Annotated in this window: 19 protein-coding genes; 11 read left to right on the top strand and 8 right to left on the bottom strand. The window is 46.5% G+C overall.

All coding sequences use genetic code 11. The annotated features are described in order from the left end of the window. Positions 1–180 precede the first annotated feature (180 nt). On the bottom strand, positions 181–1,002 hold the full coding sequence (locus EXIG_RS03485; RefSeq protein WP_012369553.1) for a RecX family transcriptional regulator: 822 nt from the start codon (positions 1,000–1,002) through the stop codon (positions 181–183). Positions 1,003–1,128: 126 nt separating this feature from the next. On the opposite strand from EXIG_RS03485, the gene EXIG_RS03480 reads away from it, so the two are divergent. The 7 genes from EXIG_RS03480 (at position 1,129) to EXIG_RS03450 (ending at position 7,802) form a co-directional block, all read left to right on the top strand. Continuing rightward, a complete protein-coding gene (locus tag EXIG_RS03480; protein WP_041261483.1) occupies positions 1,129–2,037 on the top strand; it encodes a TIGR01777 family oxidoreductase in 909 nt (302 codons plus the stop codon). A 15-nt stretch (positions 2,038–2,052) separates the two neighbouring features. After that, positions 2,053–3,198 carry an amidohydrolase gene (locus tag EXIG_RS03475; protein WP_012369551.1) on the top strand — a complete coding sequence of 382 codons (1,146 nt, stop codon included), beginning with the start codon at positions 2,053–2,055 and terminating at the stop codon, positions 3,196–3,198. 259 nt (positions 3,199–3,457) lie between these two features. Next, positions 3,458–4,015 (top strand): GNAT family N-acetyltransferase, encoded by a 558-nt coding sequence (locus EXIG_RS03470; RefSeq protein WP_012369550.1) that lies wholly within the window; start codon positions 3,458–3,460, stop codon positions 4,013–4,015. 136 nt (positions 4,016–4,151) lie between these two features. Continuing rightward, on the top strand, positions 4,152–4,838 hold the full coding sequence (locus tag EXIG_RS03465; RefSeq protein ID WP_012369549.1) for a response regulator transcription factor: 687 nt from the start codon (positions 4,152–4,154) through the stop codon (positions 4,836–4,838). After that, entirely contained in the window at positions 4,835–6,229 is a 1,395-nt protein-coding gene (locus EXIG_RS03460; RefSeq protein ID WP_012369548.1) for a sensor histidine kinase, read from the top strand. The genes EXIG_RS03465 and EXIG_RS03460 overlap by 4 nt, the downstream gene beginning before the upstream one ends. Before the next feature lie 89 nt (positions 6,230–6,318). Then, entirely contained in the window at positions 6,319–6,867 is a 549-nt protein-coding gene (locus tag EXIG_RS03455) for a TVP38/TMEM64 family protein (protein ID WP_041261481.1), read from the top strand. Between the two features lie 53 nt (positions 6,868–6,920). Beyond that, the gene (locus EXIG_RS03450) at positions 6,921–7,802 is read left to right on the top strand and encodes an aldo/keto reductase (protein WP_012369546.1); all 882 of its coding nucleotides are present in this window, start codon (positions 6,921–6,923) and stop codon (positions 7,800–7,802) included. 91 nt (positions 7,803–7,893) lie between these two features. On the opposite strand, the gene rlmD is transcribed toward EXIG_RS03450, so the two are convergent. Next, positions 7,894–9,279, bottom strand: a complete 1,386-nt coding sequence (gene rlmD / locus EXIG_RS03445; protein ID WP_012369545.1) for a 23S rRNA (uracil(1939)-C(5))-methyltransferase RlmD — start codon at positions 9,277–9,279, stop codon at positions 7,894–7,896. A gap of 37 nt (positions 9,280–9,316) precedes the next feature. Beyond that, positions 9,317–9,529, bottom strand: a complete 213-nt coding sequence (locus EXIG_RS03440) for an SE1561 family protein (RefSeq protein WP_012369544.1) — start codon at positions 9,527–9,529, stop codon at positions 9,317–9,319. Positions 9,530–9,615: 86 nt separating this feature from the next. Here EXIG_RS03440 and yfkAB point away from each other — a divergent pair, with 86 nt between their 5' ends. The 3 genes from yfkAB (at position 9,616) to EXIG_RS03425 (ending at position 12,214) form a co-directional block, all read left to right on the top strand. Continuing rightward, on the top strand, positions 9,616–10,728 hold the full coding sequence (gene yfkAB / locus EXIG_RS03435) for a radical SAM/CxCxxxxC motif protein YfkAB (RefSeq protein ID WP_012369543.1): 1,113 nt from the start codon (positions 9,616–9,618) through the stop codon (positions 10,726–10,728). Positions 10,729–10,807: 79 nt separating this feature from the next. Next, positions 10,808–10,990 (top strand): hypothetical protein, encoded by a 183-nt coding sequence (locus EXIG_RS03430; protein ID WP_012369542.1) that lies wholly within the window; start codon positions 10,808–10,810, stop codon positions 10,988–10,990. A gap of 45 nt (positions 10,991–11,035) precedes the next feature. Then, on the top strand, positions 11,036–12,214 hold the full coding sequence (locus EXIG_RS03425) for an MFS transporter (RefSeq protein ID WP_052294375.1): 1,179 nt from the start codon (positions 11,036–11,038) through the stop codon (positions 12,212–12,214). Positions 12,215–12,254: 40 nt separating this feature from the next. On the opposite strand, the gene EXIG_RS03420 is transcribed toward EXIG_RS03425, so the two are convergent. Both EXIG_RS03420 and EXIG_RS03415 read right to left on the bottom strand, forming a co-directional pair. After that, positions 12,255–12,551, bottom strand: a complete 297-nt coding sequence (locus EXIG_RS03420) for a hypothetical protein (protein WP_234944568.1) — start codon at positions 12,549–12,551, stop codon at positions 12,255–12,257. A 153-nt stretch (positions 12,552–12,704) separates the two neighbouring features. Then, complete coding sequence (locus EXIG_RS03415; protein ID WP_012369539.1) at positions 12,705–13,634, bottom strand: DMT family transporter; 930 nt, start codon at positions 13,632–13,634, stop codon at positions 12,705–12,707. A gap of 187 nt (positions 13,635–13,821) precedes the next feature. Between EXIG_RS03415 and EXIG_RS03410 the strand changes: the two genes are divergently transcribed. Beyond that, positions 13,822–15,771 (top strand): heavy metal translocating P-type ATPase, encoded by a 1,950-nt coding sequence (locus EXIG_RS03410; protein ID WP_012369538.1) that lies wholly within the window; start codon positions 13,822–13,824, stop codon positions 15,769–15,771. An 83-nt stretch (positions 15,772–15,854) separates the two neighbouring features. Here EXIG_RS03410 and EXIG_RS03405 read toward each other — a convergent pair whose 3' ends face one another. From EXIG_RS03405 to EXIG_RS03395, 3 genes are all read right to left on the bottom strand, one after another. Then, positions 15,855–16,763: a YihY/virulence factor BrkB family protein gene (locus tag EXIG_RS03405; RefSeq protein WP_012369537.1), complete on the bottom strand. Its 909-nt coding sequence runs from the start codon at positions 16,761–16,763 to the stop codon at positions 15,855–15,857. A gap of 86 nt (positions 16,764–16,849) precedes the next feature. Continuing rightward, complete coding sequence (locus EXIG_RS03400; protein WP_012369536.1) at positions 16,850–17,275, bottom strand: NUDIX hydrolase; 426 nt, start codon at positions 17,273–17,275, stop codon at positions 16,850–16,852. A gap of 27 nt (positions 17,276–17,302) precedes the next feature. Further along, positions 17,303–18,214, bottom strand: coding sequence for a guanosine-inosine kinase (locus EXIG_RS03395; RefSeq protein ID WP_012369535.1), 912 nt, complete (start codon positions 18,212–18,214; stop codon positions 17,303–17,305). Positions 18,215–18,269 lie beyond the last annotated feature (55 nt).

Raw genomic sequence — 18,269 nt, 5'->3', positions numbered from 1 at the left:
CACTGAAAATAGTGTTTATACGAGTTCGAGAGTCTCCGCCATATTCAGCTGTTTGATAAGTGCGTTTACAATTGGCTGTTTCATTTGACGGTTCCTCCTTTTCTTAATCTGAGCGTAGAATAGCATAATTATCGAACAATTGTCAATTTTGTGTCTAAACTTTTAAAATGAAGCCGAAACTTATATTCCGTCCGCTTCTTCCTGCTTGACCTGTTCGATCACTTCCGACACGAGTGCATACGGAAATCCTTTTCGAACCAACGCCTGTTGCGTTTTCTGCACCCGGGCGAACGGTTCCAGATTCCGGTACTTCGAATAGTATTTCCGCGCTTGGTATAAAGCAGCCGATTCTTCCGTCTCTGCTTCGATCTCTTCAAATACGAGTTGAATCCCCTGTTTTGAAACCTCTGATGAGAATCCGCGTTGCATCAATGTTTGTTGCAGTTTTTGTTTCAGTTCCCGAACCGACCGGCGGGCAAGTTCTTTTTGTTTTTGCTGGAGAAATTTCAATACCTTTTCTAGTTCCTCTTCTTCCGTAAATGATTCCAGCGCTTGATCAATGTACGTTTTGTTCACTTTCAGCGCTTCTAAATCACGCCGGATTTTTCCGGGTCCCTGCGGTGTCGTTGCTTTTTTTGTCGCTGTATACGCCTCGGCAAACTGTTGATCGTTTAAATATTTTTGGTCGGTCAATCGTTTGATGGCATGTTTGACGGCATGTTCCGGGGTCTCTTTTTCCATCAAGTAAGCTTCGACTTCGCTCGTCGCCCGCATTCGGTATGACAAATGATTGAGTGATAAACGGTATGCTTTTTGCTGTTCTTCCGCTGTCAGTACTTCTTTGACGAAATCATCGTCAAGCTCCTTGTCCCGTTGCAGGTTATACTTGATCAAGATATCGGCATCGACGGCAAAGGCATATTCTTCCTTACCTTCACGTTCAATATAGATATTGAAGCGCTCCGTATTTTTCTTTTGGGTCGAAATCCGTGTGATTTTCAAGTCGGTTCCTCCTTTTTTTATCTTCTCTTGCAACGATAACATGTTGAATCAGGTTTGAGTGAAACAGAGAAACGGGAACATATGTACAAGTATTACTACAGACAGGACGAGAGGATGATTCACGCCATGAAAATCGCGATTACAGGCGGAACCGGAATGATTGGACAGGCACTAACGAAACGATTACTTAACGAAGGCCATCAAATTGTTATTTTAACCCGTTCACCGAAAGCTGCGGCGGGAGCCGTCAGCTACGTTGAATGGTTGACGGATAAAGCAACACCGGAGCAAGAACTGAATGATGTGGATGCCTTCATCCACCTGGCAGGTGCTTCAATCAATGAAGGACGCTGGACAGAAGAGCGTAAACGCGTCATCTTGGAAAGCCGCATCGACTCGACGAAAGAACTCGTCCGGATTGTCAGAGCACTTGATTCCAAACCTGACGTCGTCTTATCAGCTTCTGCCGTTGGAATTTACGGTCAGGACCGCCATCAAACCTTTACGGAAGAAACGGCACTGCCTCCGACTGCCGACTTCCTCAGCCATGTCTGTGTCGCTTGGGAAGAGCTTGCTCAACCGATTGCCGAAAGCGGTGTCCGGCTCGTTCATCCGCGGATTGGGGTCGTCCTCAGTACAGAAGGCGGTGCCTATCCATTAATGCGTTTGCCTTATCAATTATTTGGCGGCGGGACAATGGGCGACGGGAAGCAATGGGTTTCCTGGGTTCATATCGATGACCTCGTCGAAATGTTCCTGTTCGCACTGACGACCGCTTCTGTAGAAGGTCCTCTCAATATTACAGCCCCTCATCCGGAAACGATGCGACGGTTCGGTCAAACGATCGGAAAAGTGTTGCACCGTCCGCACTGGTTACCGGCTCCACGCTTCGCTCTCGAGCTGGCTCTCGGAGAAAAAAGTGTCATCGTTCTCGAAGGCGCCCGTGTTATTCCGAAAAAAGCTCTCGAAAACGGCTACAAGTTTCGGTATGCTGAACTAAAGGATGCACTGCAGAATCTCGAGCACACAAACTAATACAGGGGTTGAAAAATGTTGGATGTTTTAATACGAAATGCACATATCTTTCCCATCACATCAGATAATTTTTATGGCGATATCCGGATCAAAGACGGAAAGATCCATGAAATCAATGAGTTGCTGGATGCCGAGGAGCACGAACGGGTCATCGAAGCAGAAGGACGTTTCTTGCTTCCCGGCTTCATCGATGCTCATACGCACCTTGGACTGTACGATGAAGGAACCGGAACGGTCGGAAACGATGCCAACGAAACCATTTTCGCGATGACGCCCCACTTGCGGGCCATCGACGGCGTCTATCCGCTTGATGAAGGATTCAAGGAAGCCATCGAACACGGTGTCACGACGGTCCAAGTCATGCCGGGCAGCATGAATATCATCGGCGGTGTCACGAGTGTCATTAAAACACACGGCCGTTTTATCGATGACATGATTTTACGGAAATATGCCGGATTAAAAATTGCGCTTGGAGAAAACCCGAAACGTGTCCATAGTGCCGGTCGTGCCGGTGAACTGACACGAATGGGCATCATGGGAATGCTGCGGGAAGCATTTCTTGAAGTCAAGATGCAACGGACAGCTGATACCTTTGCCCACCGGATGATTGAACGGGTTCTCAAAAAAGAGATGCCGCTTCGTGTCCACGCGCACCGGGCCGATGACATTTTATCGGCGATTCGTTTTGCCGAAGAGTTTGAGCTGGATGTCCGGATCGAACATTGTACAGAAGGTCATCTCGTGGCGAAAGAATTGCAACAATTACCGATTGAACACGTTACAGTCGGTCCGACCTTTACACGAAAGTCAAAAATCGAACTGAAGAACAAGACCTGGGAAACATATCGTATTCTTCATGAGCACGGTCTTGAAGTGTCGATTACGACCGATCATCCGTATACACCTGTTCAATATTTAAATTTATGTGCCGGTCTTGCTGCACGTGAAGGACTGCCGGTCGACATCGCGCTTCGCGCGATTACGATTAATCCGGCCCGTTCGATCGGCGTCGCAGACCGTGTCGGCTCGATTGAAGTCGGCAAAGATGCCGACCTCGTTCTTTGGAGTCACTTCCCGCTCGATTATCTCGCGAAGCCTTTGATGACGATGATTGATGGAAAAGTGATTTTTGAACATACTCATCTGACATCCATGTCTTAAAAAAAAACCTATGATTTTAACGGAAAATCGTTGAAAATCATAGGCTTTTTTTATTATGAAAATGAGGCTTTTTCATTTGCAAGAAATGCCTTATTTTCGTATGTTTTTTCACAAAAATTATTTACTTGCTTTTTTAAAAAAAGAAGGTAATATTATCTTATCCGACAACTGAAGAAGGCATACCATGCGCGGTTCAAACGAGTCAGACAGGTAGCTTTCGACAATCATTCTAGCGGTCTTAAGAAGGAGGAATGGAAGTATGCTCAAGCAACGGGAGCTGAGCGACTGCGCTGATTTGTTCGAACTGATGCAGCATCAAGACGTATATCCGTACGTCCGCCAAAAAACACGGTACTTTGATGAATTTCTGTTTACTACAAAGCAGGCAATCGAAGAGGAAGAACGCGGTGAGCTCGTCTCACGCACGATCCTAGACGAATTTGACCAACCAATCGGTACAATCAGTTTACTCGATATCGAAGGACAGTATGGGTTTCTCGGTACATGGTTAGGTAAACCGTATCATGGGAAAGGTTATAACAATCTTGCAAAAGAAGCATTTTTTGCAGAACTATTTTTTGACCTTGATTTCGAAAGTGTCTTCATGAAGATCCGCAAGACTAACATCCGTTCACAAAAAGCAGCGGAAAAACTGCCTTATGCTTTTTGCGCCGATGCATTACGACCGGCATTACTGGAACAGCTGAATACCGGAGAAACTCAATTTACACTCTACGAAGTCTCCAAATCAAGTTTTCAAATGTATATCCACGGCCGCGAATTCGAAACGGTCTACGAACAACAACTCGAAGCATGAGAGGCACCTGCCTCTTGTGCTTTTTTGTTCGTACTTTTGATGCGGATCGAAAGCTTCAAATGGTATGATAATAAGGAAAATTCACCTGTCGGAAGAAGCCATCTCTTCTTCCCATATGAAATGGAGTGATCAACTGATGCCAGAACAATCCTTTAAAATACTTGTCGTAGATGACGAAGCACAAATGCGTGATCTGCTTGTCTCAAATCTTCAAAAAGAAAACTATCAGACGACGACGGCTTCGAACGGTCAAGAAGCACTTGATTTAATGCAACGTGATGCCTTCCATCTCGTTTTGCTGGATGTCATGATGCCGGAAATGGACGGTTTGACGGCTTGCATGCGAATCCGTGAATTCTCGAACGTCCCGATCATCATGCTAACGGCCCGTTCGGACGAACTCGACCGGATTCACGGTCTGAAAATTGGGGCCGATGACTACATCACGAAACCGTTCAGCCCTCGTGAACTGTTGGCCCGCATCGAAGCGACGTTGCGACGTTCCCATCGTTTTACAGTCGATCAATCGGCGACGTTGACGATCGGCAAACTGGAGCTTGATACAGAAAGCCGCAGTGTCCACGTCAGCGGAAAACCAATCAGTTTAACGCGGAAGGAATTTGACTTACTCCATTTGTTTGTCCAAAACAACGATAAAGTCTTTTCACGCGAACAGTTGCTCGATCAAATTTGGGGCGCCGACTACATCGGAAATCTGCGGACTGTCGATACCCACATCAAAACACTTCGTCTGAAACTCGGTGAAGCCGGCGGCTCGATCCAAACGGTCTGGGGCATCGGATATAAATTCGAGGAAGTATGATTAAGCGGTATACCATTCGCCGCCGGATTTGGATTACGATTTGGTTCACAAGCGTTTTTTCTGCCGTTTTGTTCGTATTATTGACATTTTATCTGTACGATCGGTTTTACCTTCAAACGCAGGAAGATTTATTGCTCAATCGGGGCGAAAAATTGATTAACATTTATGAATCAGAAGGACTATCCGGTGCGTTTTATGACGGGATGACGTATACGAATGAATTAACGGAATCCAAAGTCTTTTTCATCGACTTTCTGAAGAAAAATCCGGCCGGACTCCGGTTCTTGACGAATGCGGATATTGAACAGTTACGCAATGGTGAAACCGTCGTTTCCAGTCGAACACATCCGATTGAAGGAACGGACATCCTGATGACCGGTTTTCCCATCATTGAAAACAACCGGCTCGTCGGGACGTTGATTCTCTATTTGGAGCTCGGTCAAATCAGTGAACCGTTCCGACCGCTTCGCCTGATGATTTTCTTCATGATTGGTCTGATTGTGTTGAATCTCGTCATTTTCGGTCGGCAGATCATTGATACGATCATCCGTCCGCTGATTGACATGAAACGGGCCTCAACCGTCTACGCCCAAGGAGATTTTGCCTATCGAATTCCGATTCAATCCGATGATGAAATCGGCGAACTGGCAGAAACCCTGAATAAGATGGCAGAATCCCTCGGTGAAGTGGATGAACAACGTAAGGAATTTTTGGCGAACGTCAGTCACGAATTGCGGACGCCCCTGTCCTATATCCGGGGATATACGGAAATGATGCAGGATAAAGCACTCGATGAAAAAACACGCGATCAATATTACCAAATCATCGAACGCGAAACGGAACGGTTGCAACGTCTCGTCAACGATCTGCTCGACCTTGCCCAGTTGGAACGGGATTCGTACCCGATGACAAAACAACCGCTTGTCTTCAGTCAGGTTTTAGAAGATGTCGTCTACCGGATGGAACCGATTGCGAAGGCGAAAGGTGTCTCCATCATCACCGACTTCGATCCAAGTCAAATCGTCCTCGGTGACAATGACCGGCTTGAGCAAGTCATCGGAAATCTGCTGGACAATGCCTTACGTTACACGCCTGCTTCAAAACATATCTATCTGTCGACAAAAACAGACGGCGAACAGACGATTTGTTCGATTCGGGACGAAGGAGAAGGCATTCCACCAGAACATTTGGAGCGTTTAACGAAACGGTTTTACCGTGTTGATAAATCCCGGACACGAAAGGACGGCGGAACGGGTCTCGGTCTTGCCATCACAAAACACATCATCGACCGGCACGACGGAACGATCTCCTTCGAGTCCGTGCTCGGACAAGGAACAACTGTCTTGATTACGTTACCGTTGTTGCCGGACGAAGACGACGGATTTTCCTAATAACATTTCGTAAGTCCAAAAACGATGTTGACTTGATGTGTTAAAGGTTGAAAGGAAGTCTTACTATCGAAGCCACACTCCTTGATTGGTTGCAACGGGCAGAAATGTTTGCTGTACCGATCAGTCTTTTAGTCAGTATAGTCATCAGCTTGTTCGGTGTTTTGCCAAGCGCTTTCGTCACGGCAGCCAATCTACTGTATTTCGGTTTTTGGCAAGGCTTGTTGCTGTCGTTTCTCGGCGAAGCCCTCGGTGCCGGCATTGCCTTTTACGTCTATCGTTACGGTGTCCGGCGCGTCGAACCATTGATTCAATCCCCGTTCGTCTTGAAGTGGCTCGGAAAACTGACGGCGCAAACCGGTTGGGATGCCTTTTGGACCATCATCTTTTTGCGGCTGTTGCCGTTCGCCCCTTCCGGAGTCGTCACGTTTCTAAGTGCGACAAGCGGCGTCTCACCGGTGATTTTTTTAACCGCCAGCACCATCGGGAAAGTACCGGCACTTGTCATCGAAGCTTTTGCCGTCAATGAATTGATTGAACGGGATTCCATGCTTCCTTGGTTGATCGTCGGACTGTTTGCGGTGTTTTACCTGATGTATCTTTATAAAAAACGGTTGCATCGATCGAGGGATATCGATTGATGCAACCGTTTTCTTCGTATACTGTTAGAGAAGTAATTAAAGGAGGAAACAGCATGGAATTACGTTCATTCGGCAATACGGATATCCAAGTCTCCCCTCTTGGATTTGGCGCCGGTCATATCGGTTCCGATGACTTATCCGATCAGGAAGCAAGTTATATTCTCCATCAGGCATTGGATACAGGCATTCGTTTGTTTGATACCGCCCGCGGCTACGGCTTATCCGAAAAGCGGCTCGGGCAATTTTTAAAACAGCGTCGTCACGATGTCGTCCTGTCGACAAAAGTCGGGTATGATGTCCCGCGCACGGAGGATTGGACGTTCCAAGCTGTCGCCGGCGGGATTGACCAGGCTCTTTTGACGATGCAGACAGACTTTATTGATATCGTTCATCTACATTCCTGCAGTAAGGAAATACTGGCTCAAGATGACGTCATCGAGGCACTCGAACGGGCAAAACAGGCCGGAAAAGTCCGCCTGATCGCGTATTCCGGTGACCGGGAAGACTTAGACTACGCCATCACGACAGGACGATTCGACAGTTTTCAAACGTCTGTTAATTTGTACGATCAACGGGCATTGATGGATTCGGTCCCGCTGATTCATCAGCAACAAAAAGGTATCATCGCCAAACGTCCGATTGCCAATGCACCATGGCGGTTTGCGTCCCGGCCGGTCGGGCAATATGTCGAACCTTATTGGGAACGGGCACAGCAACTCGATTTCCCGCTTGAAGAAGCTTCTTGGCTTGAAACCGCACTCCGGTTTACCGTTTTTGAACCCGGTGTCACAAGTGCCATCATCGGAACAGCAAATCCGGAGCATCTGGTCCAAAATATCCGCTTGTTGGAAAAAGGAGCTTTACCGGCAGAACGGGTCGCTGATCTTAAACGACGTTTTCAGGAACAGGATGAAAATTGGCTACAACAAACTTAAAAAGATCGCGAGACAAAACAAAAAGGAAAACGGCGACTCAGCCGTTTTCCTTTTTGTCATAGAGATCGGTTCTCCTAACCGTTCGATCCGTTTAAAACTTTTTCTTTTTCTTTTTTTCCAATACGACGATGGCTTCGACATGTGCCGTTTGAGGGAACATATCGTACGGCTGGATATAGCTGACTTTGTAGCCAGCTTTCATCAGATGATCGCAGTCACGTGCCAAAGTTTGCGGATTACATGAAACGTAAATGATTTTTTTCGCTTTTGACGAAATCATTGCGTTTAATAGTTGTGTATCACACCCTGAACGAGGTGGGTCGACGATGAAGACGTCCGGAATCCAGCCTTCTTTCACCCAACGCGGAATCCAGGTTTCTGCTTTTCCGACCACGTACTGGGCATGGTTAAATCCGTATTGCTTCATGTGTGCCGTTGCATCTTCGACGGCTTCCTCGACGATTTCCATGCCGCGGACTTCTTTTGCACCGTTTGCAATCCAAAGACCAATCGATCCGACACCTGCATAAGCATCGACAACACGTTCTTCGCCCGTCAAGGCTGCCGCTTTGACGATTTCACCGTACATCCGCTCGGCTTGTTCCGGATTTAACTGGAAGAAGGCACGCGGTGACAATTGATACGTGAACTCGCCCATTTTTTCTTCGATCCGTTCTACGCCACGTAAAATTTCCGTTTGTTCTCCAAAAACGCGTGATGTCATCTTATCGTTAATATTGAGTGCAACGGAAATGACGCCGGGAATATCATAAATATCGCGTGATAAGCCTTCGAGATCCTTAAAACCGTCTTTAAATGCAACCAGGACGACTTGAATTTCGCCCGTCTTGATGCCGGTCCGAACGACGATATTCCGGATGACACCGTCTTGTTTTGCTGAATTATAGACCGGTACATTGTAGTCATTTAAAATCTTCGTCACGGCTTTATTGACGCGTAACGTCTCTTTGTTCTGGACGATACACTCGTCGATCGCCACCAGACGGTTCGAGTTCGCTGAATACAATCCGCTGACGATTTGTGTTCCTTCTTTTCCAACGGCAAATTGTGACTTATTCCGATATTCCCATTCCGTCGTGCCAATCGTCGGACGGATATCTGATTTCTCGACATTCAACTTCGTTGATTTTGTAAACGCATTTCGGACCATATCTTCCTTATAACGGAGTTGTCCTTCATAACTCATATGTTGCAACTGGCATCCGCCGCATTGGCTGTAGATCGGGCATAACGGCGTCACACGGTCCGGTGAACGGACATCACGTTTTAAGATTTTTGCATTCGCAAAATTATTATGGATTTCCGTAATCTCAATTTGAGCCGTTTCTCCGACCAGCAAACCTGGAATGAAGACGATTTGTCGTTCGAGTGTCGCGATTCCTTCTCCATTGATTCCCATACGTAGGCAGGTTACGGAGCGAACTTCGCCTACCTGTAATTTAATTTTAGTTGTCATCTGATTCATCCTTTCCATGATCCAAATCAAAAAGCGGTCATTTCGAACCGCTTTCTGATTCCTCATGTTCCTTCATATCTTTTGCATAACGAAGCACCTTGGCTTTCAACTGATCCAAGGAGACGGCTAAACGTTCCAAATCCTCAATATCTGATGTTTCATCCAATGAATCGATCGTATGGCATAAAAGCTGCATTCTTGATTTTAGCACATTCATCTGTCCAAGTTTATCAGTTCTTGCTTTTCCCATTATTCTGACTTCCTTTCTTGTTCTTTATTCCTGTATACATTTAGCATACGATACGTAGTGGAGCCTAAAAAGGAGGAAAATGTATCATGTCATTAAAATCACCCATCACCATCAAAAATGATCCGTGGGAAGCGTACCGTGATATCGAACAGTATGGACAAGCCCGACTGACGAACATCGAAGTCACGACGACAACCCTTTGTAACATGCGCTGTGAACATTGTGCCGTCGGCTATATGTTGTCGAACAGCGAAACACCCACGATTCCGGTCGAACTGCTTATCAAACGACTGGATGAGATTGAACATCTGCGTGCCTTTTCGATTACAGGCGGCGAACCGATGCTGTCGATGAAATCGGTCCGGGAATATGTTGTGCCTTTACTTAAGTATGCCCACGAACGGGGAGCTAAAACCCAAATCAATTCAAATTTAACACTTCCCCTTTCCCGGTATGAGCTGATCATCCCGTATCTTGACGTCTTACATATTTCTCATAACTGGGGAACCGCAGACGATTTCATTGATGGCGGATTTGCAATGATGGAACGGAAACCGTCGCGCGAAGCACGGACAAAACTGTTTGAACAGATGAAGGAAAATGCCCGGATTCTGAATGCACGCGGGGTCCTTGTTTCTGCCGAGACGATGATTAACAAACGAACACTGCCTCACCTCGAAGCCATCCACCAGGAAATCGTCGAAATGGGATGCGTCAGGCATGAAGTGCATCCTATGTACCCCGCCGATTTCGCCTCGATGATTGAAGCCGCGAGTCTGGATGAAATCCGTGACGGCATCCATCGTCTGCTTGATGTCCGGGATCCGGACGTCTGGATGCTGTTCGGGACACTGCCGTTTTATGCCTGCTCGATGAAAGAAGAAGATTTAGCGCTCCACCGCCGCCTCCGCCGGGAACCAAATGTTTCCGTCCGAAATGATCCTGACGGTCGTTCACGTCTGAACGTCAATATCTTTGACGGTGAAATCATCGTGACGGATTTCGGCGACGAACTCGCTTCACTCGGAACGATTCATGACACATCATTTAACGAAGCTTATGCGATGTGGCAACAAACAGAACTCAATCAGAGGTTATCCTGTCACTGTCCTGCCGTTCAGTGCCTCGGTCCAAATGCACTCGTCAAAAATGCCTATTATCCGGAAGTCGATTTCCTGAAACAATCCAGTCGCCTGTAAGCAGGTTTGAGTCTCTTTTAAAACGGGAAAAGTTTGTCACAAACTCGCCACACTTTCCTTGTTCGAAGGGGGTTTCAAAATGGAATGGCTTGTTGGAATCGTTGCAATTATCGGGATGTTCAGTATGGTACTTGGAATCATGATGATCGGGATTCGGGCGTCTCACAGTATCGAACACGACGAAGTGTTTGACCAAACGGACTGGGACGAGCACCTTTTACACATGCCCCGCCCGACACGCTTTGAACAAAATAAACCATAACACTGTGACATGCCCCGGTGTACAATCGTACAGCCGGGGCATGTTATGCTTAAACAAAAAAAGGAAAGGCAGTTGTTTGTTTTGTCACGTCGTTTTGCTCTGATTCTTTCGATTGTATTTATTTCTGGTTTTACTCAAGGGTTACTCATCCCTCTTCTTTCCATTTTGCTTGAACGTCAGGGAACACCTGCTTACATAAACGGACTGAGTGCTGCTGTACTGTATGTCGGTGTCATCGTCGCAGCGCCTTTAATGGAAAAGCCGTTACGCCGCCACGGGTATGTTCCTGTCATCTCGTTCGGGCTTATCTTAGTGGCTGTTGCCGTCTTTGCTTTTCCGCTCATCCCAAGCGTTCTCGCTTGGATGGTGTTACGATTTGCAGTCGGCTTCGGGGATCAAACCCTCCATTACGGTTCTCAAGTATGGGTCACATCGATTACACCCAATCATAAACTCGGCCGGACGATGTCTCTGTACGGTATGGCCTTTGGTCTCGGTTTCGCTCTTGGTCCACTCGCAGCGCCGCTTGTCGACTGGATCAGTTGGCTGCCGTTCGTTCTGACGGGAACATTAACCGTTCTCGTTTTGATTGCTTTAAGACGGTTACCGAATGAAAAACCTTCTGATATCATGCCAGAAGAACTTCAGTCCGCCGCTTCCCGTTACCGTCTTGTCCTGACGAGCGCTTGGTTTACATTGTTGCCCGGCTTCACCTATGGTTTTTTGGAAGCAACATTAAATGCCAGCTTCCCGGTCTTCGCAACACGAAACGGTTATGAATTATCTCAGACAAGCAGTCTAATTACGACATTTGTCGTCAGCTCTTTATTGATGCAATTACCCCTCGGACGTCTCGCTGATCATTTCGGAAAACGACGGACGCTGATTACCGTCCTCAGTATCGGAGCGTTTGCGTTTTTGGCAGCCTGTTTTTTCTTTCAAAGTTACGGAGCATTATTTATGATTTTTGCTGTCAGCGGTATGGCACTCGGCTCGACTTATTCGCTCGGCGTCGCTTACATGACGGAACAGTTACCCAGTCATCTGTTGCCGACCGGTAACCTGCTTGCCGGGATTTCCTTTAGTCTCGGTTCGATTCTCGGACCGATTTCCGGTAGTTTGTTCGTCATGTTACCGCCGGGATTCTACTTTATTTTGTTCGTCCTCGTTCTCGCGACACTCGCCTATCTTCTTTTTCAGTCAAAGACTCCCCGCTCGTCGTAAACAAACAAAGACGATCGTCCCATGCGGAACGACCGTCTTTTTATTTCACGATTCCTTCTTGCCGAAAACTGAGCCAGAGCTTATCGTCGATTGCATACGGTTGTTCTTTTGCCCGTTTCAATTCTTCCGTTTCCAGCAAGACGACGACCTCTCGACCGTTGATTGACCAAACGGAGTCGTATCCTCTTTCCGCCTCAACGATTTCCACACCGACATCTCCATGCGTCTCCTTTAATTGTTGACTGACACAAGTGACGACAAACCGGGCAAACTCATCCCGCGGACGACGGTTGGCAATGATCTTTCGAACGATCTCATTCCGTTCCACTTCTCTCATCTCCTCTCGTTTTTTAGTTGCACTAGCCTTTGCAGCAAGGCCGAATCGGTGGTTTTATGACCGTACAGAAAAAGCCGAACGAGTCGGCTTAGCAACGAACGATTAAAAATAACAGATTGATTGAGACTATTTTTGCACGATTCAGAATCTTCGTCAACTACGCTTTTGAAACCAAATCGGTAGATAGGTCGAGACCAAAATACCGGCGACCACAAATACTAATCCAAGGAATGCCTGGGGTGGAATCGATTCACCGAGAATGAGTGCGGATAACGTCACACCATAAATCGGTACAAAAAACATGAACAATGACACCCGGCTGACCGGATTGTATTTCATCAAGAGATTCCACAATGTAAATCCCGTCGCTGACAAGAATGCTAAATAGATCAGCATCCAGACGGTCGTACTGGTAAAGTTAAACGGGAACCAGTCTCCATTCAGGACCGCTCCGACGGTGAATAAGCCGATTGATCCAATGACCATGGCCCAACCTGTCATCGGTGCGACCGGATAACTGGCTGAATATTCCTTGGCGATCAAATTTCCAAATGCCCCGGAAATCATCGCTAAAATCAACAGGATTTCTCCGGCACCAAACGAGACACCGGCAGACCCTTGCGGCCAGTTCGCTAAAATAACGCCTGTAAATCCTAAAAATAAAGCGAGTCCCTTGAATCGATTTAACCGGTCGTCTTCATACCGGAAATGAGCGAGCAACATTTGAAAGAAGGAAGTCGATCCGGCAATGATTGATCCTTGCACGCCTGTTGATAAGGAGAGCCCGATGTAAAAAAACACATACTGGAGAAACGTCAAGAAGAAACCAAGCCGGCTATAAGCGAGTGTCCGCTTTTTCAACGTAATCGGCTGTTTAAATATCAGGACGCTGACAATTAATAATAAGACACCGGCGAGGAAAAAACGGTAACTGGCAAACAACAGCTGTTCTCCATATTCGGTTGAGGTGATGGAAAGTAAAGCATAACTTTTTTTAATGAAGGGAAATGCACTTCCCCAAAGGAATGTCGTCACTAAAGCGAGCACAACCATACCAAATCGATCGGTCAATATTTTTTTCATTTTTACTGATTCCTTTCCTGTTCCTTTTGACATAGACATGGTATAGTAGTTTTACAGATAATAATTATTATAATCTAGCGACAATGAAACTCATTATCATTGATGAGAAAACGTTGGTAATTAACATTCTCATTGTTTTAACATAATGATTTCTTTTCTCATTTAGACTTGAAAGGAGTTTTCCCATATGACTACCTCTACTACTACTGATGTCCATCAGCGTTCCGCTCTCCGCCATGCTTGGGAGGAACATCACGAATTGATTTTAGCACTCTTTAGTGGAATATTGATTTTAATTGCCTACACACTCGAGAAGCTCAACATTCCGGCTACCGGTTATGTCACGCTTTATCTCTCCGCTTATTTGATCGGCGGTTATGCGAAAGCAAAAGAAGGTTTAACCGAAACGTATCATGATAAAACCTTAAACGTAGAATTGTTGATGATCTTGGCTGCCATCGGTGCAGCGGCGATCGGTTACTGGATGGAAGGTGCTATCTTGATTTTCATCTTCGCTTTATCCGGTGCCCTTGAAACCTATACGATGAATAAAAACGAACGGGCATTACAAAGTTTGATGTCCCTGCAACCGGAAGAAGCTACTCGTTTAAACGCTGACGGTAAGCTTGAAGTTGTCGGCCTTGAGCAATTGATTGTCGGCGAACTGGTCTATGTCCGACCGGGCGAACGCATCCCTGTCGATGGAACGATCATCCGCGGTCAAGCCGCCATTGAGGAAGCCTCGATTACAGGCGAATCGATTCCTGTCGAGAAACATGTCGGGGATACCGTCTACAATTCAACCGTCAATATGAACGGTGTTTTGACGATTGAGATGACAAAAGCTGCAGACGAGTCGTTGTTCCAAAAAATCATTCATATGGTTCAAAACGCTCAAAGTGAGCAATCACCCTCTGCACAATTCATTGAACGGTTCGAAAGCCGTTATGTCAAAATCGTCTTACTCGTCGTTGCTTTGATGATGGTCGTTCCCCACTACTTAATTGGTTGGACATTTGAAACGAGCATTTACCGGGCTATGATTTTGCTTGTCGTCGCTTCTCCTTGTGCTTTGGTCGCTTCGATTACACCAGCTGCTTTGGCAGCAATCGCTGCCTCTGCCCGAAACGGTGTTTTATTTAAAGGTGGTGCACACATCGAGACACTCGGACAAGTCGATACGATCGTCTTTGATAAAACCGGAACATTAACGACCGGAAAACCTGTCGTCACGGAAAGCCATTATGCTGACGGAGTGGATGCATTCGCCGTCAAACAAGCGGTCGCGTCCATCGAAGCACAATCGAATCATCCGCTCGCACAAGCGATTGTCACGCATTTGAAAACGGATATCATCGACCCATCCACTTTTAAGGATGTGACCGGCTACGGAATCGAAGCCACGGTTTCCGGTCAGACATACCGGATCGGAAAATATGCGTTCCACGAAGGATTAATTGATCCTTTCCTATCGATGGAGCAAACCTTAAAAGAACAAGGAAATACGATGGTTTATGTCAGCAACGGACAATCAATCATTGCGCTTTACGCATTACGGGACACGATTCGTCCTGAAGCCAAAACAGCCATCACCTCTTTAAATGCTCTCGGCATCACAACGATCATGTTGACCGGGGATAACCCGGTGACTGCCGCTGCGATTGCGAAAGAAGCAGGTCTGACAGATTATGTAGCGGAATGTCTTCCTGAAGACAAAGTCCGTTATATTAAGCAGTATCAGACTGAAGGAAAAACCGTTGCGATGGTCGGAGACGGAATTAACGATGCTCCCGCCCTTGCCTTGGCTCACGTCGGGATTGCAATGGGTGAAGGAACCGATGCTGCTCTTGAGACAGCCGATGTCGTTTTGATGAAAAACGATTTAGGACGCCTCGCTTACGCTGTCAACAAAGCGCGTAAAATGAATCGTGTCGTCAAACAAAATATCACGCTCGCCATCGGCGTCATCCTGTTGTTAATCATTTCGAACTTGTCACAGTTCCTGATCATGCCGTTTGCAGTAGTCGGTCATGAAGGTTCTACAATCCTCGTCATTTTGAACGGATTACGCCTGCTCCAAAAAGATACGCCGTCTCAGAAAATTCACGCTCCGCTTTCAAAACAAGCGGCAGCTTAATCCAATCAAAAAGCATCTACCGTCGGATTATCGACAGTAGATGCTTTTTTGGTACGGTCGCTCAAAATACGGGACGATTAAAATCAGCCAAACGTATTGGTCGGAATCGAGTCCAGATCCGCCTGTTCTTTTAATCGTTTTTCTTCCATTTTTTGCGGATCTGCTTTTTTCATGAACCGTTCCCACGAGGCGTTCAGTTCAGATCCGAGTAAAATGATGAGTCCTGTAAAATACAACCACAACAGTACAATGACGACACTTCCGAGTGAACCGTACGTTTGGTTATAGTTCGAAAAATTCGAGACATAAAATCCGAATCCAACCGATAACAGTTGCCACACGATGACACCAAAGACAGCTCCCGGAATGGCTTCCTTAAATGTAATGGGACGTTTCGGCGCAACACGGTAGAAAATCGACAAAATCAGAATCAACAGTACAGTGGAAATGGCATACCGCAATACCGTCAGGAGAATTTTTTGTCCCATATCAATCGGAATGACAAAGTTGGCTAAGTAGCTGATAATCGGACCGCCCAAAACGTTCAAGACGATCAACAGCAACATGCCGATACCGAGAACAATCGTTAAAATCAAGGCGATTCCACGGGCTGCGACGAATCCGCGCGGCGAGAAATCTCCGTACGCATGGTTCGCGGTCGTAATCAGACGATCGACACCTTTTGACGCCGACCAGATGGCAAGAATCGCACCGACGGACAGGAGACCGCCCTGTGGTTCTTTAATGGCCTGGAAAATGACATCAGTAAACGTATTCACCGACCCACCCGGCGCTAAATCACGAATTTGGGATTCAAGCGTCTGTTGATCAATGTCAAAGAATGATAATACTGAAATAACAAAAATGATACCTGGAAAAATGGATAAAAACCAATAATATGCAAGTGTTCCTGCATAATCCGTAATGTTGTGATCGGACATCCGTTGCTTTAGATTCAAGGCTAATCCTTTAGGATCACGTGTATGCGCCATCGTCATCTCTCCTTCATAAAAAAGAGGCAGTCTAGGACCACCTCATTGTCTTACTATACTTTTCCCTGTTTATTTCAACTAAAACCTCAATTATCCTTGAGCTCGATATTATAGAAACGATCCGTCATCTTAGTCAATTCCTGCACAAGCGATGTCGGACGAATCGGTAAATCGGTTAACGCTTCGCGTTTGATCCACAACGGTGTATACCCGGACGACTCATCTTCGAATTCTTCTCCGGTTCCCGTCCCGAATACACCACCCGTTATTTTTGCCCAGTAATACGGATTTTCCAAGCCGTTAAAGTGAACGTTCGCAGCAACACCTTCAAGTTCTACGTCCACACCAAGCTCTTCATGGGCTTCCCGAATCGCCGTTTCTTCCAGTGTCGCTCCGGCTTCCCGTCCACCGCCGGGGAATACATAATACGTCTCACCCGGTTTATCCCGACGAATCAAGGCAACTTCATCTGCTTCATTAATTAAAATAATCGCACTTCTTTGAATCGGCATTGATTCTCCTCCTCACAAGCTGAGGACTCAACGAAGGGTCTCAAGCATTTCCGGAATCAGTCCGTTTTCCGTCGATGCAATGACTTGTGCGGCAACTTTCATTCCAAGCTGTAGTGCCTCTTCTGCCCGCTTCGATTCCGTCAATTCGGAAAGAACAGCGGAAAAGAATGAATCTCCTGCACCTGTTGAGTCGACTACTTTCACTTTTTTTGTTCCGACATGACCGGAAGTCGCCGTCCGGCGATCGACATAAACAGCACCTAACTCACTCATCGTGACCACGGTGAAAGGGGCTCCTTTTTTCGCCAGTTCGTTCGCTACATGGATTGCGTCTTCTACCGTCACAATCGATAAATCCGATAAAATTTCAGCTTCTTCACGGCTGCAGATGAATCCTGTGAATCCTTGCAACAGATGACGGTTGCGTTCAATGACACTCAAATGTCCACAGACACCATAAAGCGGCAACTCCATTTTGCGGCAGATGTGAATCAATCGTTCAAGCACTGTAACCGATAAATCCAAATCGATTGCGACTGCGTCCACTCCGTCCAGCGCATAGACAGATTGGCGAAGAATGGCTTCTTCAAGGAGTTTGGCGTCCGGTTGTTTGGAAATCGACGTCTGCAAATCTCCTTCATTGTCCATCACTGCAAGCCACATTCCCATTCCATGATCTTCGAGCATCTCTACATGATCGACGTTGGCGCCGTAAGATTTTAACTCTTCAAGTACCCCGACACCAATTTGATCGTTCGTAACCGTCGAGATAAAACGAACATCATTTCCGAGAACAGCTAGATTTTGTGCTACGTTTCGTCCTGTACCACCGTTCGAGAAGGTGATATCCCCGACGTTTTTGGCATCCTTATGCAAAGGCGCAAACGAAGTTCCTTTTATGTCGACGAATACTTTTCCGATTACCGCAATTTTATTCATTCCTGTTCCACCTCTAAAAAAATTTCATGAACCCGAAGGATTTTATACGCGTTCT

The sequence above is a fragment of the Exiguobacterium artemiae 255-15 genome, assembly GCF_000019905.1.
Taxonomy (GTDB): domain Bacteria; phylum Bacillota; class Bacilli; order Exiguobacteriales; family Exiguobacteriaceae; genus Exiguobacterium_A; species Exiguobacterium_A artemiae.
The sequence above is the reverse complement of the archived record's forward strand: the minus strand, read 5'-3'. Positions and strand labels throughout refer to the sequence as shown.

Coding starts and splice junctions, on each gene's coding strand:
- EXIG_RS03395 (WP_012369535.1), bottom strand. CDS start 18,214: ATGAATAAAATTGCGGTAATCGGAAAAGTATTCGTCGACATAAAAGGA.
- EXIG_RS03470 (WP_012369550.1), top strand. CDS start 3,458: ATGCTCAAGCAACGGGAGCTGAGCGACTGCGCTGATTTGTTCGAACTG.
- EXIG_RS03425 (WP_052294375.1), top strand. CDS start 11,036: ATGCTTAAACAAAAAAAGGAAAGGCAGTTGTTTGTTTTGTCACGTCGT.
- EXIG_RS03420 (WP_234944568.1), bottom strand. CDS start 12,551: ATGAGAGAAGTGGAACGGAATGAGATCGTTCGAAAGATCATTGCCAAC.
- EXIG_RS03415 (WP_012369539.1), bottom strand. CDS start 13,634: ATGAAAAAAATATTGACCGATCGATTTGGTATGGTTGTGCTCGCTTTA.
- yfkAB (WP_012369543.1), top strand. CDS start 9,616: ATGTCATTAAAATCACCCATCACCATCAAAAATGATCCGTGGGAAGCG.
- rlmD (WP_012369545.1), bottom strand. CDS start 9,279: ATGACAACTAAAATTAAATTACAGGTAGGCGAAGTTCGCTCCGTAACC.
- EXIG_RS03405 (WP_012369537.1), bottom strand. CDS start 16,763: ATGGCGCATACACGTGATCCTAAAGGATTAGCCTTGAATCTAAAGCAA.
- EXIG_RS03475 (WP_012369551.1), top strand. CDS start 2,053: ATGTTGGATGTTTTAATACGAAATGCACATATCTTTCCCATCACATCA.
- EXIG_RS03460 (WP_012369548.1), top strand. CDS start 4,835: ATGATTAAGCGGTATACCATTCGCCGCCGGATTTGGATTACGATTTGG.
- EXIG_RS03440 (WP_012369544.1), bottom strand. CDS start 9,529: ATGGGAAAAGCAAGAACTGATAAACTTGGACAGATGAATGTGCTAAAA.
- EXIG_RS03400 (WP_012369536.1), bottom strand. CDS start 17,275: ATGCCGATTCAAAGAAGTGCGATTATTTTAATTAATGAAGCAGATGAA.
- EXIG_RS03480 (WP_041261483.1), top strand. CDS start 1,129: ATGAAAATCGCGATTACAGGCGGAACCGGAATGATTGGACAGGCACTA.
- EXIG_RS03450 (WP_012369546.1), top strand. CDS start 6,921: ATGGAATTACGTTCATTCGGCAATACGGATATCCAAGTCTCCCCTCTT.
- EXIG_RS03410 (WP_012369538.1), top strand. CDS start 13,822: ATGACTACCTCTACTACTACTGATGTCCATCAGCGTTCCGCTCTCCGC.
- EXIG_RS03430 (WP_012369542.1), top strand. CDS start 10,808: ATGGAATGGCTTGTTGGAATCGTTGCAATTATCGGGATGTTCAGTATG.
- EXIG_RS03465 (WP_012369549.1), top strand. CDS start 4,152: ATGCCAGAACAATCCTTTAAAATACTTGTCGTAGATGACGAAGCACAA.